At 71.9% G+C, this 20,903-nt stretch carries 20 protein-coding genes, 1 tRNA gene and 1 pseudogene; 5 read left to right on the top strand and 17 right to left on the bottom strand.

Going from position 1 to position 20,903, the window contains the following annotated elements:
- The 5 genes from M2163_RS20800 to ehuB all read right to left on the bottom strand — a co-directional run bounded on the left by M2163_RS20800 (position 1) and on the right by ehuB (position 4,014).
- The gene (locus M2163_RS20800; RefSeq protein ID WP_280894692.1) at positions 1-759 is read right to left on the bottom strand and encodes an IclR family transcriptional regulator C-terminal domain-containing protein; all 759 of its coding nucleotides are present in this window, start codon (positions 757-759) and stop codon (positions 1-3) included.
- 220 nt (positions 760-979) lie between these two features.
- Positions 980-1,756, bottom strand: coding sequence for an ectoine/hydroxyectoine ABC transporter ATP-binding protein EhuA (gene ehuA, locus M2163_RS20795; protein WP_280851297.1), 777 nt, complete (start codon positions 1,754-1,756; stop codon positions 980-982).
- Positions 1,757-1,766: 10 nt separating this feature from the next.
- On the bottom strand, positions 1,767-2,417 hold the full coding sequence (gene ehuD / locus M2163_RS20790; protein ID WP_280851298.1) for an ectoine/hydroxyectoine ABC transporter permease subunit EhuD: 651 nt from the start codon (positions 2,415-2,417) through the stop codon (positions 1,767-1,769).
- Positions 2,417-3,112 carry an ectoine/hydroxyectoine ABC transporter permease subunit EhuC gene (gene ehuC, locus M2163_RS20785; RefSeq protein ID WP_053851170.1) on the bottom strand — a complete coding sequence of 232 codons (696 nt, stop codon included), beginning with the start codon at positions 3,110-3,112 and terminating at the stop codon, positions 2,417-2,419. The genes ehuD and ehuC overlap by 1 nt, the downstream gene beginning before the upstream one ends.
- Positions 3,109-4,014, bottom strand: a complete 906-nt coding sequence (gene ehuB / locus M2163_RS20780; RefSeq protein WP_280894691.1) for an ectoine/hydroxyectoine ABC transporter substrate-binding protein EhuB — start codon at positions 4,012-4,014, stop codon at positions 3,109-3,111. Before ehuB ends, ehuC begins: the two co-directional genes overlap by 4 nt.
- A 97-nt stretch (positions 4,015-4,111) precedes the next feature.
- Between ehuB and M2163_RS20775 the strand changes: the two genes are divergently transcribed.
- On the top strand, positions 4,112-4,606 hold the full coding sequence (locus M2163_RS20775; RefSeq protein ID WP_280851301.1) for a DUF3830 family protein: 495 nt from the start codon (positions 4,112-4,114) through the stop codon (positions 4,604-4,606).
- Here the strand turns inward: M2163_RS20775 and M2163_RS20770 are convergent.
- Positions 4,603-6,018: an amidase gene (locus M2163_RS20770; RefSeq protein ID WP_280894690.1), complete on the bottom strand. Its 1,416-nt coding sequence runs from the start codon at positions 6,016-6,018 to the stop codon at positions 4,603-4,605. The genes M2163_RS20775 and M2163_RS20770 overlap by 4 nt on opposite strands.
- A 22-nt stretch (positions 6,019-6,040) precedes the next feature.
- On the bottom strand, positions 6,041-6,988 hold the full coding sequence (locus M2163_RS20765; protein ID WP_280851303.1) for a D-2-hydroxyacid dehydrogenase: 948 nt from the start codon (positions 6,986-6,988) through the stop codon (positions 6,041-6,043).
- 197 nt (positions 6,989-7,185) lie between these two features.
- Between M2163_RS20765 and M2163_RS20760 the strand changes: the two genes are divergently transcribed.
- On the top strand, positions 7,186-8,010 hold the full coding sequence (locus tag M2163_RS20760) for an aspartate/glutamate racemase family protein (RefSeq protein WP_280894689.1): 825 nt from the start codon (positions 7,186-7,188) through the stop codon (positions 8,008-8,010).
- The gene (locus tag M2163_RS20755; RefSeq protein WP_280894688.1) at positions 8,007-8,741 is read left to right on the top strand and encodes a decarboxylase; all 735 of its coding nucleotides are present in this window, start codon (positions 8,007-8,009) and stop codon (positions 8,739-8,741) included. Before M2163_RS20760 ends, M2163_RS20755 begins: the two co-directional genes overlap by 4 nt.
- A 19-nt stretch (positions 8,742-8,760) precedes the next feature.
- Here M2163_RS20755 and M2163_RS20750 read toward each other — a convergent pair whose 3' ends face one another.
- Complete coding sequence (locus M2163_RS20750) at positions 8,761-9,291, bottom strand: hypothetical protein (RefSeq protein WP_280894687.1); 531 nt, start codon at positions 9,289-9,291, stop codon at positions 8,761-8,763.
- Positions 9,292-9,301: 10 nt separating this feature from the next.
- A complete protein-coding gene (locus tag M2163_RS20745) occupies positions 9,302-9,568 on the bottom strand; it encodes a hypothetical protein (RefSeq protein WP_280851307.1) in 267 nt (88 codons plus the stop codon).
- Positions 9,569-9,811: 243 nt separating this feature from the next.
- Here M2163_RS20745 and M2163_RS20740 point away from each other — a divergent pair, with 243 nt between their 5' ends.
- Positions 9,812-10,900 (top strand): LLM class flavin-dependent oxidoreductase, encoded by a 1,089-nt coding sequence (locus M2163_RS20740; protein WP_280851308.1) that lies wholly within the window; start codon positions 9,812-9,814, stop codon positions 10,898-10,900.
- A 4-nt stretch (positions 10,901-10,904) separates the two neighbouring features.
- On the opposite strand, the gene M2163_RS20735 is transcribed toward M2163_RS20740, so the two are convergent.
- Positions 10,905-12,719, bottom strand: coding sequence for an EAL domain-containing protein (locus M2163_RS20735; RefSeq protein WP_280894686.1), 1,815 nt, complete (start codon positions 12,717-12,719; stop codon positions 10,905-10,907).
- A 314-nt stretch (positions 12,720-13,033) separates the two neighbouring features.
- Between M2163_RS20735 and M2163_RS20730 the strand changes: the two genes are divergently transcribed.
- Positions 13,034-14,287 carry a M6 family metalloprotease domain-containing protein gene (locus M2163_RS20730; protein ID WP_280897288.1) on the top strand — a complete coding sequence of 418 codons (1,254 nt, stop codon included), beginning with the start codon at positions 13,034-13,036 and terminating at the stop codon, positions 14,285-14,287.
- Between the two features lie 74 nt (positions 14,288-14,361).
- On the opposite strand, the gene M2163_RS20725 is transcribed toward M2163_RS20730, so the two are convergent.
- The 7 genes and pseudogenes from M2163_RS20725 to M2163_RS20695 all read right to left on the bottom strand — a co-directional run bounded on the left by M2163_RS20725 (position 14,362) and on the right by M2163_RS20695 (position 20,837).
- A tRNA-Lys gene (locus tag M2163_RS20725) sits at positions 14,362-14,435 on the bottom strand.
- A complete protein-coding gene (locus M2163_RS20720; protein WP_280894685.1) occupies positions 14,426-15,013 on the bottom strand; it encodes a bifunctional DNA primase/polymerase in 588 nt (195 codons plus the stop codon). The genes M2163_RS20725 and M2163_RS20720 overlap by 10 nt, the downstream gene beginning before the upstream one ends.
- A 111-nt stretch (positions 15,014-15,124) precedes the next feature.
- Positions 15,125-15,493 (bottom strand): hypothetical protein, encoded by a 369-nt coding sequence (locus M2163_RS20715; RefSeq protein ID WP_031053073.1) that lies wholly within the window; start codon positions 15,491-15,493, stop codon positions 15,125-15,127.
- 248 nt (positions 15,494-15,741) lie between these two features.
- A pseudogene (locus tag M2163_RS20710) lies at positions 15,742-17,095 on the bottom strand (AAA domain-containing protein).
- Entirely contained in the window at positions 17,092-18,684 is a 1,593-nt protein-coding gene (locus M2163_RS20705; protein ID WP_280894684.1) for a hypothetical protein, read from the bottom strand. Before M2163_RS20705 ends, M2163_RS20710 begins: the two are co-directional and overlap by 4 nt.
- A 91-nt stretch (positions 18,685-18,775) precedes the next feature.
- Positions 18,776-19,933: a hypothetical protein gene (locus M2163_RS20700; RefSeq protein ID WP_280894683.1), complete on the bottom strand. Its 1,158-nt coding sequence runs from the start codon at positions 19,931-19,933 to the stop codon at positions 18,776-18,778.
- A complete protein-coding gene (locus M2163_RS20695) occupies positions 19,884-20,837 on the bottom strand; it encodes a phosphatase PAP2 family protein (RefSeq protein ID WP_280851315.1) in 954 nt (317 codons plus the stop codon). The genes M2163_RS20700 and M2163_RS20695 overlap by 50 nt, the downstream gene beginning before the upstream one ends.
- Between the last annotated feature and the right edge of the window lie 66 nt (positions 20,838-20,903).

Genomic DNA, 20,903 nt, shown 5'->3' with positions numbered 1-20,903 from the left:
CTAGATCGCCAGTGACAGCAGAACCGGTGCCGCCCCCCGGTTCAACCGGTCCGTCGCCTGGCGGAGCCGATGCGCCTGCTCGACCGGGAGGGACAGCGCGAGGCACCCCACCAGCGACCCCGCGGTGATCGGCACCGCCGCGCACACCGTGCCCACCGCGTACTCCTGGAGGTCGAGGTGGGGGACCGTCGGCGGCTGGGTCTCCAGGCGGGAGAGCAGCAGCTTGTCGTTGGTGATGGTGCGCGAGGTGAGGCGGGTCATGCGGTGCCGGGAGAGATGGTCGCGGCGGCCGTTGTGGTCGAGCTGGCTGAGCAGGCTCTTGCCGAGTGCCGTCGCGTGGGCCGAGGAGCGGAAGTCCACCCACTCGTTGACCGCCGGGGTCGCGGGACCGTCGGCGTACTGGTCGATGGTGACCTCGCCGTCGACGTACCGGCTGATGTAGACGGCCGCGCCGATCGAGTCGCGCAGCTCGTCGAGGGTGCGCTGGAGCTGGTCGCGCAGCGCCTCGTCACGGTCGTTCACGGAGGTGAGCCTGGTCAGGGCGTCCCCCGTCACATACGCGCCGTCGGCCACCTGCTCGACGTACCCCTCGCGGCGCAGCATCCTCAGGAGCGCGGTCAGTCGCTCCGGGCCGAGGCCGGTGGTGCGGGCGAGTTCGACGTCGGTGACTCCGGCGGTGTGCCGTGCCACGGTCTCCAGGACGCGCAGCGCGTCCTGGGCCGAGTGGTACGGCGCGGTCGGCTCGTGCTTCAGCGCCACGGTGTTCCCCCTGCGCTCGCTCGGTCGCACTACTACTGGGCCGTAATCCAGACAGCGATCCCTTCCACGATAACCGGCAAAAGGCTTGCAGTGAGCGGCTGTTGGCGAGATTCCGGCCCCGGGCCCAGCCCCTCAACTGGGGCGCTGACACGCTGGCATATGCCTGTGACATGACCCGGGTCCGGGACCTCGCAGATTGAACACCGTTCACTTTTCGCGGTCAGAGCACAGCGCTGAGAAATTCCCGGGTGCGGTCCTGCGCGGGGTCGCTGAAGATCTTCTCCGGCGGGCCCGACTCGATGATCCGGCCCGAGTCGAACATCAGCACCTGGTCGGAGATGTCCCGGGCGAAGTTCATCTCGTGGGTCACGCAGAGCATGGTGATGTCGGTGGTGCGCGCGATGTCCCGCAGCACGTCGAGGACGCCCGCGACCAGCTCCGGGTCCAGCGCCGAGGTCACCTCGTCCAGCAGCAGCACCCGCGGCCGCATGGCCAGCGCCCGCGCGATCGCCACCCGCTGCTGCTGTCCGCCGGAGAGCTGGGTCGGCCGGGCCCCGGCCTTGTCCGCTAGCCCCACCAGGTCGAGCAGCTCACGCGCGCGTGCCTCCGCCTCGTCCTTGGACATGCCGAGGACGGTGACGGGCGCCTCGGTGATGTTGCGCAGGACCGTCATGTTCGGGAACAGGTTGAACTGCTGGAAGACCATCCCGATCTTCTTGCGCACCTCGCGCAGCTGCTTCTCCGGCGCCGGGAACAGCTTCTCGCCGTCGACGGTGACCGTGCCCTCGTCGGGCTTGGTCAGCGTCATCAGCATCCGCAGGATCGTGGTCTTGCCGGACCCGGAGGGCCCGATCAGCGTCACGTGCTTGCCGGAGTCGACGGAGAAGTTCAGCCGGTCCAGGACCGTGTTGGACCCGAAGCGCTTGGTCACGTCCTCGAAGCGGATCAGCTCGCTGCCGTCCACCGGCGGGTTGGTGTTCGCGTCGGGTTCCTTCATGAGGGGAGTGTCAGCGGACAAGACGTCGCTCCAGGGATCGCAGGAGAAGGGAGGCCAGATAGGAGATGACGATGAAGGCCACACCGATCACGGTCAGCGGCTCGGTGAACTGGAAGTGCTCCTGCGCGAACAGCCGCGCCTCGCCGAGCATCTCCAGGACCGTGATGACCATCAGCATCGGAGTGTCCTTGAGCATCGAGATCACGTAGTTGCCGAGGGCGGGCACGACCCGGCGGATCGCCTGCGGCAGGATCACCACCTGCCAGGTCCTGACCCGCGGCAGGTTCAGCGCGGTCGCCGCCTCCCACTGGCCGGCGGGCACCGCCTCGATACCGGCCCGGTAGACCTGCATGGTGTACGTCGAGTAGTGCAGCCCGATCCCGATGACACCGGTGGTCAGCGCGGACAGGGTCACGCCCCACTCGGGCAGCACGTAGAAGAGGAAGAACAGCTGGACCAGCAGCGGGGTGTTGCGCACGAACTCCGTGACCACCCCGACCGGCCAGCGCACGAACCGCGAGGGCGCACGCATCAGCAGCGCCCACACCAGGCCGAGCACGAACGAGATCAGCGAGCCCAGGGCGAGGGCTTGCAGGGTGACCAGCAGACCGTCCCAGAACTGCGGCATGAAGTCGCCCACGGCGCTCCAGTCCCACTCCATCAGACACCACCTCCGACCGGCTCGGGCACCTTCACCTCACGGGTGGGCGCCTTGCCGACCCCCGCCTTGAGCTTCTTCTCCAGGCCCCGCATCAGCCGGGTGAGCAGGAAGGCGATCACGAAGTAGATGAGCAGCAGATACGTGTAGATCCCGGCGCTCTCCTGGAGCGCCAGCCGCACCAGGTTGCCGCTGAAGGCCAGGTCGCCCATGCCCATCACGGACACCAGCGCGGTGCCCTTGAGCAGCTCGACCAGCAGGTTGGAGAACGGCGGGATCATCTCCGGCACCGCCTGCGGCAGCAGGATCAGCCGGAGCCGCTGCCAGGGCGTGAAGCTCAGCGCGATCCCGCCCTCCTGCTGGGCCGGGTCGACCGCCTTGAGCGCCCCGCGCACGATCTCGGAGCCGTACGCCCCGTAGGTCAGGCCGAGCGCGAGCGTGCCCGCCCACATGGGCACGAGCTGCCAGCCGAAGGCCGGGGGCAGCACGAAGAACACCCAGAAGATCATCACCAGCGCGGAGGTGCCGCGGAACACCTCGGTGTAGAAGCCCGCGAGGAAGCGGACGATCCACAGCCGGTGGGTACGCGCGACGCCGACCACGAAGGACACCGCGGCGGCGAGCAGCGCGCTGAACACGAGGAGCTGGACGGTGGTCCAGACCCCCCTGAGCACCAGTTCCCAGAGTCCGGAAGTCATCCGCCGCAGAGCTCCTTCGCGGTCAGGTCCGTCATCTCGGCCTGCGTGAACCCGAAGGGCTTGAGGACCCGGAGGAGTTCCCCGCTCTTCTTCAGCTTCCGCAGCTCGACGTTGAAGGCGTCCCGCAGGTTCGTCTCCGTGCGGCGGAACGCGAAGGCGCCGCCGTCGGTGTGCGGCTTGCCGCCCACGATCGGGGTGAAGGCCTTCGTCGCCTCCGCCTTGGCCGATTTCTTCACCACCTCACGGGTGGTGAGCGCGGTCCCGGCGAACACGTCGACGCGTCCCGCCTCCACCGCGTTCAGCCCGGCGACCTGGTCGGGCACGATCAGGATGTCGCTCTCCTTGTATCCCGCCTCGACCGCGTACCCGATCTCCGCATAGCCGGTGCCGGTGGCGAACTTCGCCTTCTTCTCGACGACGTCCTGGTAGTTGTGAAGACCTTTTGGATTTCCCTTGCGCACGATGAAGGAATCGAGCATCTGATAGTCGGGATCGGCGAAGATCACCTGCTCGCAGCGTTCCGGGGTGACATACATCCCGGCCGCCACGACATCGAACTGCTGCGAATTCAGCCCGGGAATGAGCGAACCGAACTCGGTGGGCACGGGCTGCACCCGGTCCACCCCGAGCCGCTTGAATACGACCTTCGCGAGTTCCGGCGCCTCGCCGGTCAGGTCGCCGTTCTTGTCGATGTAACCGAACGGGATCTCGCCCGCGATTCCCAGCCGTACGACACCCGCCGCTCTGAGCCGGTCGAGCAGGTCACCGCCGCCTTCGGTGGAGGCGGTGGCCACGCGTGAGCAGCCTGCGGCGCCCAGTGCGCCGACCGCCGCCACCCCCGCGAGCAGCGACCGGCGGGTGGTCCCGGATGTGTGTGCGCCATGTTCCAGTGGTGGAGCCATGGCGGCGCGGCTACCCGACCGGATGCGACTTATGCGGATCGATTTGAGCCCCGTTTTCCACCGAGGCCCTCTTGACCCGCGCGGGACCATGGAGTGCATGGCTGACCGATACATCGAAGTCTCGCTGGTCAAACGCGGGATCACCGCGACGGCAAAGCTCCTCGACGACCGGGCGCCGATCACCTGCGCGGCCGTATGGGAAGCGCTCCCGCTCGCCGGTGACGTCTATCACGCCAAGTACGCGCGCAACGAGATCTACGCCCTTTTCCCGCCTTTCGCGGAAGCGGAGCCACCTCTGGAAAATCCGACAGTTACCCCGATTCCCGGAGATCTCTGTTATTTCTCCTTCGCCGGCACACAACTCGGCACGCAGTCCCACGGCTACGACCGAGAGGTCCGGTCGGACACGACGCTGGTCGATCTGGCCCTGTTCTACGAGCGCAACAACCTCCTCGTGAACGCCGACGTGGGCTGGGTGCCGGGCATCGTCTGGGGCCAGGTGGTGGCGGGGCTGGACGCCCTGGCCGAGGGCTGCAACGACCTCTGGCGCTCGGGCGCCCTCGGCGAGAGCCTCCGCTTCAGCCGGGCCTAGCGCTCACCCCGCGCGAGCCGGGGCGGGTGGATGCCCGCCGCTCCCGTCTCGTACAGGGCGTGTGCCGCCCGCAGCACCAGGTCGTCCCGATGCCGGGCCGCCACGATCTGGAGCCCCACCGGCAGCCCGTCGCCGTCCGTGCCGACGGGCACACTCGCCGCCGGCTGCTGCGTCATGTTGAAGGGGTAGGTGAACGGTGTCCACCCCGTCCAGCGGTGGTGCCCCGAGCCCTTCGGGACCTCCGTGCCCGCCTCGAACGCGGTGATCGGCAGGGTCGGGGTGACCAGCAGGTCGTAGGAGTCGTGGAAACGGCCCATCCGGCGCCCCAGTTCCATCCGGACGTCCACCGCGGCCAGGTAGTCGAGCGCGCTCATGCGGGCCCCGAGGCCGCGGATCTCCCGGAGTCCGGGGTCCAGCACCTCCCGCTGGTGCGGCCCGAGATGCTGGGTGACCCGGGCCGCCCCGCTGAACCACAGGGTGTGGAAGGCGTCCACGGGGTCGGCGAAGTCGGGGTCGGTCTCGGTGACGTAGGCGCCGAGCCCGGCCAGGTGCTCCACGGCACGGCGGACCGCTGCCGCGACCCCGGGCTGTACGGCCACCTGGCCGCCGAGGGACGGCGAGTAGGCGACCCGCAGTCCGCGCACCCCGCCCGGCAGGGCCGCGGTGAACGGGCCGGACGCCGGGCCGAGGGCCGACCAGTCACGCGAGTCCGGCCTGCCGATCACGTCGAGCAGGAGTGCCGCGTCGGCCGCGTCCCGGGTCATCGGGCCGACATGGGCCAGGGTGCCGAAGGCGCTCGCCGGGTAGAGCGGCACCCTGCCGTACGTCGGCTTCAGGGCGAAGATCCCGCAGAACGCGGCCGGGATGCGGACACTGCCCCCGCCGTCGGTGCCGAGCGCGAGCGGTCCCGCGCCGAGTGCCACGGCCGCCGCGGCGCCCCCGCTGGAGCCGCCCGCGGTGCGCGTCGGGTCGTAGGGGTTGCGGGTCACGCCCGACAGCGGTGAGTCCGTGACGCCCTTCCAGCCGAACTCCGGGGTGGTCGTCTTGCCGAGGAAGACGGCACCCTGCTCGCGCAGTCGGGCCACGGAGGGCGCGTCCTCGTCCCACGGACCGTTCTCCGGGATCGTCCTGGAGCCCTTCAGGGTCGGGGTGCCCCGGGTGAGCAGGATGTCCTTCACCGTGACCGGGACGCCGTCCACCGCGCCGCACGGCTCGCCGCGTCGCCAGCGGTCGGCCGACGCGCGGGCCTGTGCCAGGGCCTCCTCACCGGTCAGGCGCACGAACGCGTTCACCTCGGGCTGGACGCGCTCGGCCCGCTCCAGGGCCGCCCGGGTGGCGTCGACGGGGCTGAACTCGCCCTTGCGGTAGCCCTCGACGAGGTGCACGGCGGTCAGTTCCGAGAGGTCCTGCATGTGCTGCCCCTCTGCTCGGCTGTCAGTGCCCCGGTACATACCCGCGTTGTTTGTCGACCACGTTCGTCAGTGATCTGCCCGCTTCCCAGCGCTCGTACAACTCCACGAACTGCGTGCCGAGTTCATCCCGCCAGCCGACCGTGTCGCCGCTCATGTGCGGGGACACGATCAGGCCCGGAACCTGCCACAACGGGCTGTCGACAGGAAGGGGTTCGGTGTCGAAGACGTCGAGGGCGGCCCCGGCGATCCACCGCTTGGACACCGCCTCCACCAGGGCCTCCTCGACGACCAGCTGGCCGCGCCCGATGTTGATGAACCGCGCGGAGGGCTGCATCACCCCGAAGCGGCGGGCGTCGAACATGCCCCGCGTGTCCGCGGTGAGCGGGGCGGCCGCGATCACCCAGTCCGCGCGGGCCATCAGCCGGTCGAGGTCGTCGGGTCCGTGGATCCCGGTGCGGGGGCGGCGGCCGACCAGGGCCGTGGTGATGCCGAGCGCCTTGAGCGTGCTCACGATCGCCCGCCCGATGGGCCCGGAACCGACCACGCACGCGCGCGTGCCGGCGACTCGCTGCGACTCCCGGTGCCGCCACACGCCCTCCCGCTGGAGTTCGAGCGTGCGGGGCAGGTCCTTGGCCATCGTCAGGACCAGCGCGGCGACGTACTCGGCGATCGGCTGGTCGAAGACCCCGCGCGCGTTCGTCACCACCGTGTCGGAGACGGCGAGTTCGGGGCACATCAGGTGATCCACGCCCGCGCTCGCGGTGTGCACCCAGCGGGGCCGCGGACCCTCGCCCGGCCAGGCGTCCCGCACCGCGGTGGAGGTGAAGTCCCAGACCAGCAGCACATCGGCGGACGGCAGCCGCTCGGCGAGCGTGCTCGCGTCCGCGTGCTCGATCCGGGCCCGGCCGGTGAGTCTGCCGAGGCGCGGCGGCGGGTCGGCGTCGAGGACCAGCAGGGTGGGGACGGACATCGAGGCACCGTTTCTGCGGATGGTCGCGGGAGCTGCCGGGCGTCCGACGGGGGTGGGACCACCGGCGCAACCGGGTGTTCACGTGTGCGTGACGTGGGCGGATTGACCACGCTCGCACCCGAACCTACCTTCGTCAACACGGGCGTTGTGCACGTTCCGCAGCCCTTCCGTCTCTCACTGTGAGGCCGGTCTTCGCCATGGACGTCTCCTTTCTTGGTGGTCCGCGCCCCCAGCGCGGTGTCGGTGTCGTCGCCCCCTTCGACTTCGCGCTGGACCGCGAGCTGTGGCGCTGGGTACCCGACGAGGTCTCGCTCCATCTGACCCGCACCCCGTACGTCCCCGTCGAGGTCAGCCTCGACCTGGCCCGTCTGGTCAGCGAGCACGAGACCCTGCACGACGCCGTGCGCACCCTCAACGCCATCGCCCCCGAGGTCGTCGGCTACGCCTGCACCTCGGGCAGCTTCGTCGGCGGGATCGCCGGGGAACGCGCCATGTGCGCGGCCATGACCGGGGCGGGCGCCGTCCCGTCCGTGACCACCTCCGGCGCCCTCCTGGAGGCCCTCGCCGAGCTCGACGTGCACCGGGTCGCACTCGTGACGCCGTACACGGTGTCGGTGACCAGGTCGCTGGAGGAGTACGTCGCCGAGGCCGGCGTCTCCGTCACCGGTTGCGCCTACATGGGGCTGACCCGGCACATCTGGAAGGTGCCCTACCGCCAGGTCTCCGAGATGGCCCACCAGGCCGTACGGGCCGACGCCCAGGCGCTGTTCATCAGCTGCACCAACCTGCCGACGTACGACGTCATCCCGCAGCTGGAGGCGGAACTGCGCATCCCGGTGATCTCGGCCAACCAGGTGACCATGTGGGCGGCGTTGCGCCGACTGGGTACCCGAGCCGTGGGACCGTACCAGGCGCTGATCGACCCGGCGGCGAGGTCCGGTCCCGTGCGCCCGGAGATTCCGGGTCTGCCCGAAGTCCGGGAACTGCCGGACGGAGAACAGCAGCAGGAAGGCTGGACATGACCGCACTGGGATTCCTCTACCCGGGCCACTCCGCCGAGGACGACTATCCGCGCATCGAACAGCTCCTGGGCAGTGACATCCGCCTGGACGTGGTCCACACCGACATCGGCACGGACGCCCACCGCGTGGACGCCCTCCTGGAGATGGGCTCCGCCGAGCGGCTCGCCGCCGCGGGCGTCGAGGAACTGCGCATGTCGGGCGCCGAGTCCGTCGTCTGGGCCTGCACCAGCGGCAGTTTCGTGCACGGCTGGGAGGGTGCCCAGGAACAGGTCCGCACCCTGGCCGTGACGGCCGGCATGCCCGCCTCCTCGACCTCCTTCGCCTTCGTGCACGCGGCGAAGGAGATCGGGGCCGGGCGGGTGGCGGTCGCGGCCACCTACCCGGACGACGTGGCGGGCCTGTTCGCCGACTTCCTGCGGGCGGGCGGCATCGAGGTCCTTCAGGTCCGCGGCGCCGGGATCATCACCGCCGCGGAGGTCGGCACCTGGGGCGAGGAGGAGGTCCTCGCGCTGGCCCGGCAGGCCGACTCGCCGGACGCCGGGGCGGTGCTCCTGCCGGACACGGCACTCCACACGGCCACCCACATCCCGGCCCTGGAGAAGGAGCTCGGCAAGCCGGTCCTCACCGCGAACCAGGTCACCGTCTGGGAGGCCCTGCGGCTGACCGACCGCCGGGTGAACGCTCCCTCGCTGGGGGCGCTGTTCACGAGGGAGCCGATCGTCCAGGTGTGAGGCGGGCGGTGTCAGGCGCTCATCGCCGGGGCTCCTGCGGGACCTCGGAGGTGAGCGCCTCACGCATGGTGCGCAGCCGCCGGTGCTGGAGATTGCCGTGGAGGACGAGCCAGCCCAGGAAGACGACGCTGAAGACGGCGAAACCGACCGTCTGCCGCGCGCCCGCGGTCAGGGCCGTCAGCACCACGAGGGAACCGAACAGGACGGCGAGGAAGAGCGCGGCCGCGACCCGGTGGCGGGAGCGGTGCAGGCGCTGTTCCACCAGGTCACCCATCGCCTGCCGCTCCCCGGGCGCGGTGGGGACCTCACCCCGGCGCAGCTTGCGGTCCAGGACGACCAGGCCGTCCGTCGATCCCGCGGCCCGCTTCTCCTTGCGGCGCACGGCCATCACGACCGCGATCCCGCCGAGGGCGGTGAAGGCCATGCGCGCCAGGACGGAGGCGGGGGACTTCCCGGGGAACAGCAGGAGGACCATGGCGGAGGCGGCCAGTACGGACAGGGCGTACTGGAGCCACAGATGCCTGCTGATCAGATCGTTGACGCGTTCCACCGCGGCCCCCTCACAGCCTGGTACGGGCCCGGCGCCGGATGCCGACGACCCGCATCGTCAGTCCGATGGTGAGCAGGGCGAGCGCCACCGCGCAGTACGCCCACGAACCCGTGCCGCGGACGGCGTCCACGCTGGTCAGGATCGCCCACAGGCCCGCCACGACCACCAGTGCGGTCCAGGCGGTGTCGGCGATGCGGACGGACAGCTGGTCGCGTTGCCGGGTGCCGGGCTCCAGGGTGCCGGGCCCTTGCGGTCGCGGAGTCTCAGAGCGCGTCATGAAAGCTGCCTCCGGTTGGGTATCGGGGCATTTCGGGTACCCCGGAGGCCCCCGCGCAAGCGGTGAACTCCCTTGCGGGATACGGAACATGGCGCTCCACGGGTCCGCGCCGTATCCGCCCCTTCCGTCCCGTCCCTTCCGCCCCGTCCCGCACCGCCCCTCCCGGACCCCGGGAATAACCGGGGACATTCCCCTGTTACCCCCGGAAGCGACAGCGCACGGCACACACAGGAGGACCCCACCGTGGCGGAAGACGAGATCCGAGGTACCGCACAGGGCACCGCCCCCGTACCTCTCTCGGTACTGGACCTGGTCACCGTCGGCGCGGGACGCACGGCCACCGACGCCCTGCGCACCAGCGTCGCCATCGCTCGGCTCGCCGAGTCGCGCGGCTTCCACCGCTACTGGGTCGCCGAACACCACTCCATGCCCGGCGTGGCGTCCTCCTCGCCCGCGGTGATCCTCGCCCACCTCGCCGCCCACACCACCCGCATCCGGCTCGGCTCGGGCGGTGTCATGCTCCCCAACCACGCCCCGCTGGTGATTGCGGAGCAGTTCGGCACGCTGGAGGCGATGGCCCCGGGCCGGGTCGACCTGGGCCTGGGCCGGGCCCCGGGCACCGACGGCGCCACCGCGGCCGCCCTGCGCCGCACCGACCGGCTGCACGAGGGTGCCGACGACTTCCCCGAGCAGCTCATGGAGCTCACCCGCTTCCTCGACGACGACTTCCCCGACGGCCACCCCTACCGCCGTATCCACGCGGTACCCGGCCCGATCCAGGCGACCTCGCCCGGTGGCGTGCAGTCCCCGCACCGGCCGCCGATCTGGCTGCTCGGCTCCTCCGGCTTCAGCGCCCGGCTGGCCGGCTCCCTCGGTCTGCCCTTCGCCTTCGCGCACCACTTCTCGGCGCAGAACACCATCCCGGCCCTGGACCTGTACCGCGAGTCCTTCCGCCCCTCCGCGGTCCTCGACGAGCCCTACGCCCTCATCGGTGTCTCCGCCCTCGCCACCGACGACGAGAAGGAGGCCCGCCGCCAGGTCCGCGCCGCCGCGCTCAACATGATCCGGCTGCGCACCGGCCGCCCGGGACTGGTCCCCACCCCCGAGGAGGCGGAGGCCTACGAGTTCAGCCCGATGGAGGAGGAGTTCGCCACCTCCTGGAACGCCAACGTCGTCCACGGCACCGCCGACGAGGTCCGCTCCGGTCTCGACGACCTCCACAAGCGCACCGGCGCCGACGAGCTGATGCTCACGGGCAACGCCCACAGCGGTGACGTACGCCTGCGCTCGTACGAACTGATCGCGGACGCCTACGGGTTGCCGACGGCCTGACCCGTCAGACCTGGGCGCCCATCAGCCCGGAGATACGATCCGGCGACACCGGCCGCGAGTACAGCCAGCCCTGGCCGGTGTCGCAGCCGATCCGGCGCAGCCGGCTGGCCTGGGCCGAGGTCTCGACGCACTCCGCGGTGACGGTGAGGCCGAGGCGGTGGGCCAGCTGGATCATCGCCTCCACGACGACCTCGTCGGCCGGGTTCGGGGCGACCCCCTCGCCCTCGTACTGGAAGCCGCGCACGAAGGAGCCGTCCAGCTTCAGGACGGAGACCGGAAGGCGGCTGAGGTAGGCGAGGTTGGAGTAGCCGGTGCCGAAGTCGTCGATCGCGATGCCCACGCCCATGTCGCTCAGCGCCTGGAGGGCCTGGAGCGGGCGGCCCGCCGAGCCCATCACCGCGGACTCGGTGAGTTCGAGCTGGAGCAGGTGCGGGGCCAGACCGGTCTCCGCGAGGGTCCGCGCCACGTCCGCGACCAGGTCGGAGTCCCAGACCTGACGGACCGCCACATTGACGCTGACGAAGATCGGCGGCTCGTCGGGGTGGTCGAGCTGCCACTGCCGGGCCTGACGGCAGGCGGTGGCGAGGATCCAGCGGCCGAGCGGGACGATCGAGCCGTCCTCCTCGGCCAGTGCGATGAACCGATTCGGCGTCAGCAGACCGAACTGCGGATGGTTCCAGCGCACCAGCGCCTCGACCCCGCGCAGCCGACCGTCCTCCATGCCCACCAGCGGCTGGTACTCCAGCTTGAACTCGCCGCGCTCGATGGCCGGGCGCAGCGTGGAGGCGAGGGCCTGGCGGGTCATGCGGTGGGCGTTGCGCTCCGGGTCGAACAGCGTCCAGCGGTCCCGGCCGTCGGCCTTGGCCCAGTAGAGCGTGGTGTCGGCGGCCTGCATCAGCCCGGTCGCCGAGGTGCCCTGCGCCCGCCGTTCGACGACCCCGATCGACGCCGACACCGACATCCGGTGGCCGGAGAGGTCGAAGGGCGCCTGGATCGCCTTCAGCAGGGACTCGGCGAGGTCGGCGAGCTGCTCGGTGCCGGTGGAGTCCTCGACGAGCAGCGCGAACTCGTCGCCGCCCAGCCGCGCCACCAGCGGAGCGGTCGCCCGGCCCTGGCCGGCCTCGTCCGCGCAGCGGGTGAGCCGCTCGGCGACGGCGGCCAGCAGCCGGTCGCCGACCCGGTGGCCGAGGGTGTCGTTGACGGCCTGGAACCCGTCGAGGTCCAGGTAGCACAGTCCGATCCGGCCCGTGCCGCCCTGCTCGTACGACTCCGGCTCCAGGGCGGCCGTCAGCCGCTCGAAGAACAGCGTGCGGTTGGGCAGCCGGGTCACCGGGTCGTGCATCTGCAAGTGCCGCAGGCGGGCCTGGAGTTCACGGCGCGCCGTGATGTCGGCGACGGAGAGCAGCACACCGGGGGAGCCCTGGGCGTCCGCGGCCAGCGGTGTGACGGTGATCTGCGCCCACATGGAGTGCCCGTCGGGATGCTTGAGCCGGCGCTTGCAGCGCAGCTTCGCCTGCCGGCCGCGCAGCACCTCGCGATAGGAGTGCCAGGTGCGCGCGTCCGAGGCCAGGTCCACCAGGTCGGCGGCCGGGATCCCGGTCAGCTCCTTCGGCGCGGCGCCGAGCAGCTCGCCGAAGGCGGGGTTGGCGTCGACGACCGTGCCCTCGCGGTCCACCACGGCCATGGCCAGCGGCGCCGCCGCGAAGGCCGCGCGATGCGACGGGGGGTCGGTACGAGAAGGTGTCGCGATATCACTCTCTGTTACGGCAGACCCGTCGAGGTCTGCCGCGGGCGCCGGCCCTTCGGACGTTCCGTTCACCGCTAGCTCCCGCAGTGCACTCGATCGCTGTCCGCGCAGGAAAGTGTGCCGATCATAGAGGCTGCCCCCAAGCCCTTCCAGCCATTGCCCGCTCTCGGGGACCGGCAACCCCTTCTGGCAGATCGTTTCTGCCCGCAGCTGGACGGGTTCTTCGGGCCAGGGACCGGTTGTGACGTTCCGTGAGTGATTCGGGGGTGTCGGCCGGTCGGGCAGGTCACGCCAACTCACTCGTCCGGTGCAGATAAACAGGACGTAGTACCGCAAATCATCACAGGCTGGGTGCGGTGTCCCGTGAACCGCTCTCGGAGGTCCTGTTGCCGCGCCCGTTTCCGCGCACTTTCGCGCGCCCCCCACTGCGCAGCACCGCCGCCGTGTTCACCACCATGGCGGCCCTCGCCGCCACCTCCCTCATCACCGGACCGTCGGTGGCCGGACCCTTCGCCCCGGCGCCCTGCACCCTGGAACGCACCGAGGCGCACCACTCGGAGGGCGTGGACACCTGGAACACCGCCTATCCGCGCCCGGCGCGCGCCCTCGACGCGGTGATGGTCTTCCTGTCCTTCCCCGACGCCCGGCCGCTGACCACCCCGGCCCAGCTGACCGCCGACCACTTCCCGGCCACCACCCGCTTCTTCGAACGCGCCTCCTACGGCCGCTTCACGCTGCGCCCGCACCCGCTGCGGAACTGGATCAGGATGCCGCGCCCGTCGACGTCCTACGCCATACAGCGCGACTGGAGTGCCGCGGACCGGGGCGCCTATCTGCGGGACGCGCTCGCCGCGGCCGACGGCCATGTCGACTTCTCGCGCTACGACGTCGTCTACTTCGTCGCCGACCCGGACGCGCCCGGCGTCGACTCGGACGCCACCAAGGTCGTCAACCTGGATGTGCCGCTGCGGGCTGACAGTACGGACATCCGCCGGGTCGTGACGGTCTTCGAGAAGCACCCGCCGGACCGTCTGGTGCTGGCCCACGAGACCGGGCACGTCTTCGACCTGCCGGACCTGTACCACCGGCCGATGGACGGCAAGGGCGACTGGGACACCTACGTCGGCGACTGGGACCTGATGGGCAGCCAGTTCGGTCTGGCCCCCGAGCTGTTCGCCTGGCACAAGTGGAAGCTGGGCTGGCTGGAGCGGCGGCAGGTGGTGTGCGTACGGGGGCCGGAGCCGGTGCGGGTGACGCTGGATCCGGTGGGTGCCGGTCCCGGCGGCGCCGGGGTCTTCGCGCTCGGGCGCGGCACGAAGCTCGCGGTTGTGCGCACCGGGTCCGACAGCGCGCTCGCCTTCGAGGCGCGCGAGGCGCTGGGCAACGACGAGGCGGTCTGCCGGCAGGGTGTGCTGATCTACCGCGTCCACAGTGGCGCGGCGTCCGGCGGCGGCCCCATCCAGGTCATCGACGCCCACCCCCGCACCGAGGCCTGCTGGGAGAACTCCGTCTACCCACCCCTCGCCGACGCCCCCGTCGACGTGGGCGAGAGCTTCAAGGTGCCGGGCGAGGACGTACAGGTGAAGGTCACGGGCAGGACGGCGACGGGGGCGTGGGATGTGGAGATCGCGGTGGGGTAGTCCGGGGATTCCAACCCTGGCCCCCTGCCCCACGCCGAAGGCCCTCCGCTTTCACGGAGGGCCTTCGTTGTCTGTGCGCCGCCAGGGACTCGAACCCCGGACCCGCTGATTAAGAGTCAGCTGCTCTAACCAACTGAGCTAGCGGCGCCTGCTGACGTCGTAGACCTTAGCATCCTGATCGGCCGGGGGAAAAATCGAAATCCGCACGGCGGCGCGAGCCGCCCGCACGGCAGCCCAGAGCAGGATTTCCGGGCCCGGCAGCCAGGGGTGACGGGTGTCGGGGGCGACCAGCCAGCGCGAGGCCGACGCGGACATCGCGGCGCCGAGCGGGGCCGGGACGGTCACCGCGTCGCCGGTGCCGTGGCACAGCAGCGGCGGGATCGCGGCGGTGCGGCCGAACTCCTCCCAGTGCAGCAAGGACGGCAGCCGCTGTGCCGTGCCCGGCGCCGCGAAGAGCAGCATCCGGCCCCGGAACGTCGCCACCGGGCCCGAGCCGGGCCCCTCGTCCCACAGCCGGTCGAGCATCCGGCGCCCGAAGATCGCGGGGGCGCTGACCACGTCGAAGGCGGTGCCGCAGGGCAGGACGACCGGGGCGGCGGGGCGCTCCTCCCAGAACGACAGGGTGCTGCGCGGATACGTTCCTGCCGAGGCGAGCCAGGCGGCCCCGTCCGCGGTGACGCCGCAGACGTCGAAGCGATCGGAGAAGGGTTCGTCGCGAGTGCTCATGCCTGATACATCTACCCGGCGTGAGTGCTCGGTTCCTCAGGGTTGCGGGAAATCGGGACAGGAGGGAGTGATGAGGGGTATCTTGCCCGGCTGGCATATGCCAAAGCCGGCTCAGACGGGATCGGCGTGGCCTGCCCCACCCTCCGCGCCACGCAGCAGGTCCCGGCCGAACTCGACCATCTTCTTCGCGTAGTCCTCGGTCCACTCGGCACGCTCGGCGATGTCCGCCGTCGTGAGCCGGTCGAAACGGCGCGGGTCGGCCAGCTGGGCCGCCGCCATCGCCTGGAACTCCACGGCACGGTCCGCCGCCGCGCGGAAGGCCTGCGCCAGCTCGGTGGACCGGGTCAGCAGCGCGCGCGGGTCGTCGATCGACTCCAGGTCGAAGAAGTGCTCCGGGTCGTCGGCCACCTGTGCGGGCTCGAACAGCAGGGGCGCGGGGCGTAGCCGCGGCTCGTTCCGACGCGGCGTGGGCTCCGCCATGTCTTCATCCTCCTCGTACGTCGTCCGTACCGTCGACCCGCCTGTGGTGGGCCACCGTCCATTGTCCCGCGCCCGTGCAAGAGGCTCTGGCGCCCGCGGCGGTGAAGGCCGTCACGGCCGCCACGGCACCCGGTGTTCCGCCAGCCGTGCGAGTACCGCGTGGTTCGCCTCCCAGCCGTCCGGGCTGTGTTCATCGGCCGCCTCCGGCGGCGGGCCGGACTCCGTCCGGCGCGTGTCGGCAGGACCGGTCACGGCCGCCACGGCACCCGGTGTTCCGCCAGCCGTGCGAGTACCGCGTGGTTCGCCTCCCAGCCGTCCGGGAACTTCACCAGCGTTCCCAGCTGGACCGGTTCCGTGGACGGGTAGTCGTCCAGCAGGTCGCTCACGCCCGCCCGGCACACCACGATGCAGGCGTGGCGGTGGCGGGAGGTCAGGACGCACAGGCGGCCCGTCTCCAGGTGGAAGGCGGTGGCGTCGGGGCGGCCGGAGAGCGGGTGGAGGACGACCGTGACGTCGTACTCGCGGCCCTGGAGACGGTTGGCCGTGTCGACGGTGACGTCCGTGACGCCGAGGTCGCTCAGCGCCGCGCGGACCGCCGCCGCCTGGTCCCGGTGCGCCGTGCCCACGGCGACGCGGTCCGCCGTCAGCGGCGCGGGCTCCGGTGAGCGCTCCGACGTGGCCGCCCCGCCACCGGTCCAGCAGCCGCCGTACGACGGTCGCGACCGCCCGTACCGCCTCCGGGTCCGTGCGCGGCGTGTGCCGCGGGGGCAGCTCCAGCAGGCCCCAGCCGGACTCCGCCGCCGCGTCGATCACCCGGTCGGGGCCCGAGCCGTCCGGGGGGACGCCGAAGGTGAGGCGACGGTCGCCGTGGTCCGTGCCGCTGCGGAAGGGCGTGTACGGGTAGAAGGCGTCCGAGACCAGGGGCGCGGCCGAGGCGGGCAGCCGCCAGGACACCGGCAGGCGGTGCTGGGGCAGCTCGGGATTGTGGGCCAGCAAGGTCGTCACCGCCGAGGCCGAGGGGTCGTACGACAGCCCGGCCCACTGCTCGCTGCCCACGATCGCGAACGGGTCCAACTGCCCCGGGTCGCCCACGAACAGCGCCCGCTCGAACAGCCCCGCCACGGCCAGCAGCGAGTCCGAGCGCATCTGGTACGCCTCGTCCACGATCGCGTGCGGCCACGGCTCGTCGACCTTCACATGTCCCCATTTGGCGGCCGTGGAGATCACGACCGGCAGCCCGGTCAGCTCTCCCGCCTTCGCCGACTTGCGGACCTGGGGCAGCTCGTCCAGCGCCTTGTCGTACGGGTCGGCGTCACTGCTGTGCAGTCGCCCGACCGGCAGTTCGGGATTCTTCTCGGCGAGCCTGAGGACCAGGTCGTCCACCTGCGCGTTCGTCTGGGCCACCACCATCAGCGGGCGCCCCGCGTCGGCCAGTTCGAGTGCCGCGCGGACGACCAGGGTGGACTTGCCCGCGCCGGGCGGGGAGTCCACGACCACACCGCGGTGGGTGCCGTGCAGGGTGTCGTGGAGGATCGCGTCGGTGGCCCGTCCGGCCTCGGCACCGGGATCGAAGGCCCGGGGGCTCCTGGCCTGGGTGGTCACAGGACGTCCTCCGGGGTCAGGGGATCGGCGCTCTCCGGCACGGCCTCACCGGGCGGCCCGCCGTGCGTCCACGGCGTGTTCTCCGGGTCGGGCAGCTTCGCGCCGCCGCGCTGCTCGTGCTCGAAGAGCGTGAAGCACACCCGGTCGCCCTTCTCGGGCACCGATCCGGCCTCCGGCTCCTTGCCGCGGCCCATCTTGTCCAGGATCTTGAGGACGATCAGCGCCCCCTCCTCCTCGGAGCCCACGAACTCGGCGGACTGCGGCTTGCCACCGAGCGAGCGGTACACCTTGGCCCGCTCGCCCAGATGCGGCCGGTCGTCGGTCCGTACGGTCACCAGCGGCCGGGGACTGGGCCGCTTGCCCTCGCTGTACGTCATCACGACGTCCGTGACCTCCCCGGCGAACGCCTCCCCGGCCAGCCGCCGCCCCGCCATCACCAGCGGGTCGTCGAGTGCCTCCTGCGCCTCCAGGCGAGCCTGTTCGCGCTCGCGCGCGGCGAGCTTGTTGGCGGCGGTGACCGCGTCGTCGCGGCGCGGCTGCGGGGGTTCGCCCGCCACGACCCGGTCGCGGTGACCGGTGAACGACCAGCGGTCGCGCGTCCACCGCTCCTCGACATGCGCCCCCTCGGGCAGCGCCCGCAACAGGTCCACGCCCCGCCACACCGCGTCCCAGGTGGGGCGGGTACGGCTCGCGACGAGCGCGCGGATCTCCCGCTCGGCGGCGCTGAGCGCACCGAGCCGGTCGTCTGCCTCCAGTCCGTCCTCGGCGGCGGCGAGGGCGGTACGCGCGCGGTCGTAGCGCTCGAAGGCCGGAGCGAGCAGCTTGTTGTCGAACGCCGGGTCGGTGGCGGGGCCGGCCGGCGGATGCAGGAGCTGGCCGCGGTCGTCCCGGGCGAGCTCGGCCTCCAGGGCGGCCTCGGCACCCGAGCGGCCCTCGGGCGGGTCGATCCACGCGAGCAGCGCGCCCAGGTGCTGGTCCTCCAGCGTGGACTGGCCGGTGGACCAGTGCCGGGCCAGCACGTCCGTCATCGCCAGCAGCAGCGAGGAGCCCGGCACCCGGGCCCGCTCCCCGAAGTGGGTCAGCCACCGGCCCAGCAACGGCACCCGGGGCGGGGCCGGGTACGGCGTCTCCGGGTCCTGCTCCGCCGTACGCCGAAAACGCATGGAGCGCCCGAGCAGCCGTACGAAGTCGATGCCCGCGCGGCTCGGCAGGATCAGCTGCGGGGCGTCCGCGCACAGCTCGACCTCGACCTTGACGCGCTTGCCGGTCTCCGGATCGGTCTCGGTGCGCTCGGCTGCCTCCACCGACTCGGCGAACCCGTCGACGTACGGCAGCACGATGTCCGCGAGTTCGGCCAGGAACGCGAACCTGAGGTCACGGTCCCGGGGCTGCGGTACGACCAGGAGGTGCGGGGCGTCGCGGTCGGTCCCGACGAGCGCGCCGAGCGGGGCGCCGGCCTCGCCCGCGGTGGTGAGCGGGACGAGGACGAGGGGCTGCTCGGAGAGGTGCCGATGGCGGACGGTCGCGGCGGGCTGGGCGCGGCCGGTGCTCACGGCTTCCAGCCGGGCCAGCGTCGTGATCAGTGACACGGGTCCTCCTGGGGGCGCGGGGCCGGGGCGTGGCTGAAAGGGGGCGTGGCGGGGTGGGGCGGTGCCGGGAAGCCCGGACGTGGAATCGTCCTCACCACGCGGCGCCTCCCGCCGACGCTCCCGCCGCGGCCGTCGGCCCGAAGCCCTCCAGCGCCTCGGCACGCAGCCGCGCGGCCCTCCTCAGCGCCGCCACGGCCGGGTCGTCCGGATCGCCGGCCTCGCCGCGGGCCGCCGCCAGGACCTCCTCGACCGTCGTCAGCCCGCCCAGCTCCGCGCGCACCGGGCGGCCCAGGGAGGTCACCGCGCCGGCCGCGCGGGAGCGGTCCCGGCAGTGGAAGGCCAGTTCGCACGCGGACAGGCACTCGGGGGCGTAGGTCGCCGGCACCGACTCGACCGCGGCGGTCAGTTCACCGGCGGGCAGGCCGGGGTCGAAGCAGACGCCGTCAGGCAGGGTGTCGGCGATGTCCTGGATGCGGGTGAGCCGGGCCAGCTGGCGGGCGGTGACCGCGCGCTGCTTGCGGATGTCGACGGCCGAGGCGGTGGGCAGGTTGGAGAAGTCCTTGGGGCAGACCAGCAGGACCCGGTGGCGGACCTTCGGCACCGGGTCCAGGCGGGCGGCGACCTCCTCCAGCGCGAGGACGTACACCGCCGCCTGGCGGGCGGCCGCGCCCACCTTCGACGGGTCCGCCGAACCGTCCAGCATCGGGAAGGACTTGATCTCCACGACCGTCCAGCTGCCGTCCGGGTGGACGACCACCGCGTCCGGTTCGAGGAAGGCGGGGGAACCGGCCACGTCGAGCGCGAGCATCGGGTGGTCGAGCAGCGTCCACCCCTGCGCCCCGGTGGCCTCACGCAGGGCGAGTGCCGTGCGCGCGGTACGGCCCTCGGGGCCGATCGCGGTGAGGTCGGGGACGCGGGCCTCGGCGGGCGGCTCGGCGCCGCGGTCCAGCCGCTCGTGCACCAGCCGCAGCAGCTCCGCGCCGCCGTCCGCCTTGACCTTGGCCTCGAAGGCGTTGCCCCGGGTCAGGGCGAACTGCGACTGCCCGAAGGCCGCCGGCGAACCCAGCGCGCTCGCCAGCGCCGTCTTGTTCACCCCGGCGCCGTCGAGGATCGCGCGCCGCTCGCACCCCGGGTTCGCCGCGAGGGCCGCCAGGGCGCGCGCGTCCAGTGCCTTGGCCGGTACCTCGGGACCGCGCAGCTCAGCGAGCCGCTGCCGGAGCGCCGTCCCCCGCGTCCGTGGGAGCGGCACCGGGCTCGGCTCCGCCCGGGAAGCGTGACTCGCGCTGCCGTGGAATGTGCTCACCCGCGGAAGTCTGGCATCCGCCACTGACAATTGAGGGCTCTGTGTCCCGAGAGGCGGCGGAAACGGCGGCTATCCGGGCGCGGACACCCGCCGTGGCCCGCGCCGCGGTCCGGCTGACGTACGGGGCGAGCAGGAAGCCGAGGCCCATCACCGCCGCGCCCGCGACCGCGTCCAGGAAGTAGTGGTTCGCGGTGCCCATGACCACGATGGTGGTGATCAGCGGGTAGGCGACGGCCGCGACCTTCGTCGTACGCGTGCTGCCGTAGCGCCACAGCACCACACCGCACCACAGCGCCCAGCCGACATGCAGGCTCGGCATGGCCGCGTACTGGTTCGTCATGCCGCCCATGCCCCGAGGCGCGCTGGCCTCGCCGCCCCACCAGCCGTACGAGCTGTACTGGGCCATGGTGTCGACGAAGCCGTGGCTCGCCGAGAGGAGACGGGGCGGGCAGGTCGGCAGCAGGGTGAAGCCGATCAGGCCCATGAAGGTGGACGTCATCAGCCAGGTGCGGGCCGCGCGGTAGTGCAGGGCGCGGGAGCGGAAGAGCCAGACCAGCACGGCCGGTGTGACCAGGTAGTGCAGCGAGGCGTACCAGAAGTCGGCCGGTACGCCGATCCACGCCTGGTCGGTGAAGAGCCGGTTGAGCGGGTGCTCGGCGTTGAGGTACAGGGCCTTCTCGACCTTGAGAATCGCCAGGCCGTGGTCGACGGCGGCCGTGACATCACCCCTGGCGAGGAGCCGGCCGGCGCTGTAGCAGGCGTACACCAGCAGGATCAGAGGCAGCTCGGTCCACCAGCGCAGCCGCGTCAGCGGGACTGCCTCGGTGCCTGGTGTCTCGGTCAGCGGCATCCGATCCTGTCCCCCTTCGTTTCGCGCGGCGTCCGGCGGTCGTCGTCCGGTCGTGCCACTTTACGG

Origin of the sequence: Streptomyces sp. SAI-135, from assembly GCF_029893805.1 — a bacterium.
In the GTDB taxonomy this organism is placed as follows: domain Bacteria; phylum Actinomycetota; class Actinomycetes; order Streptomycetales; family Streptomycetaceae; genus Streptomyces.
This window is presented reverse-complemented; position numbering and strand designations above follow the sequence as displayed.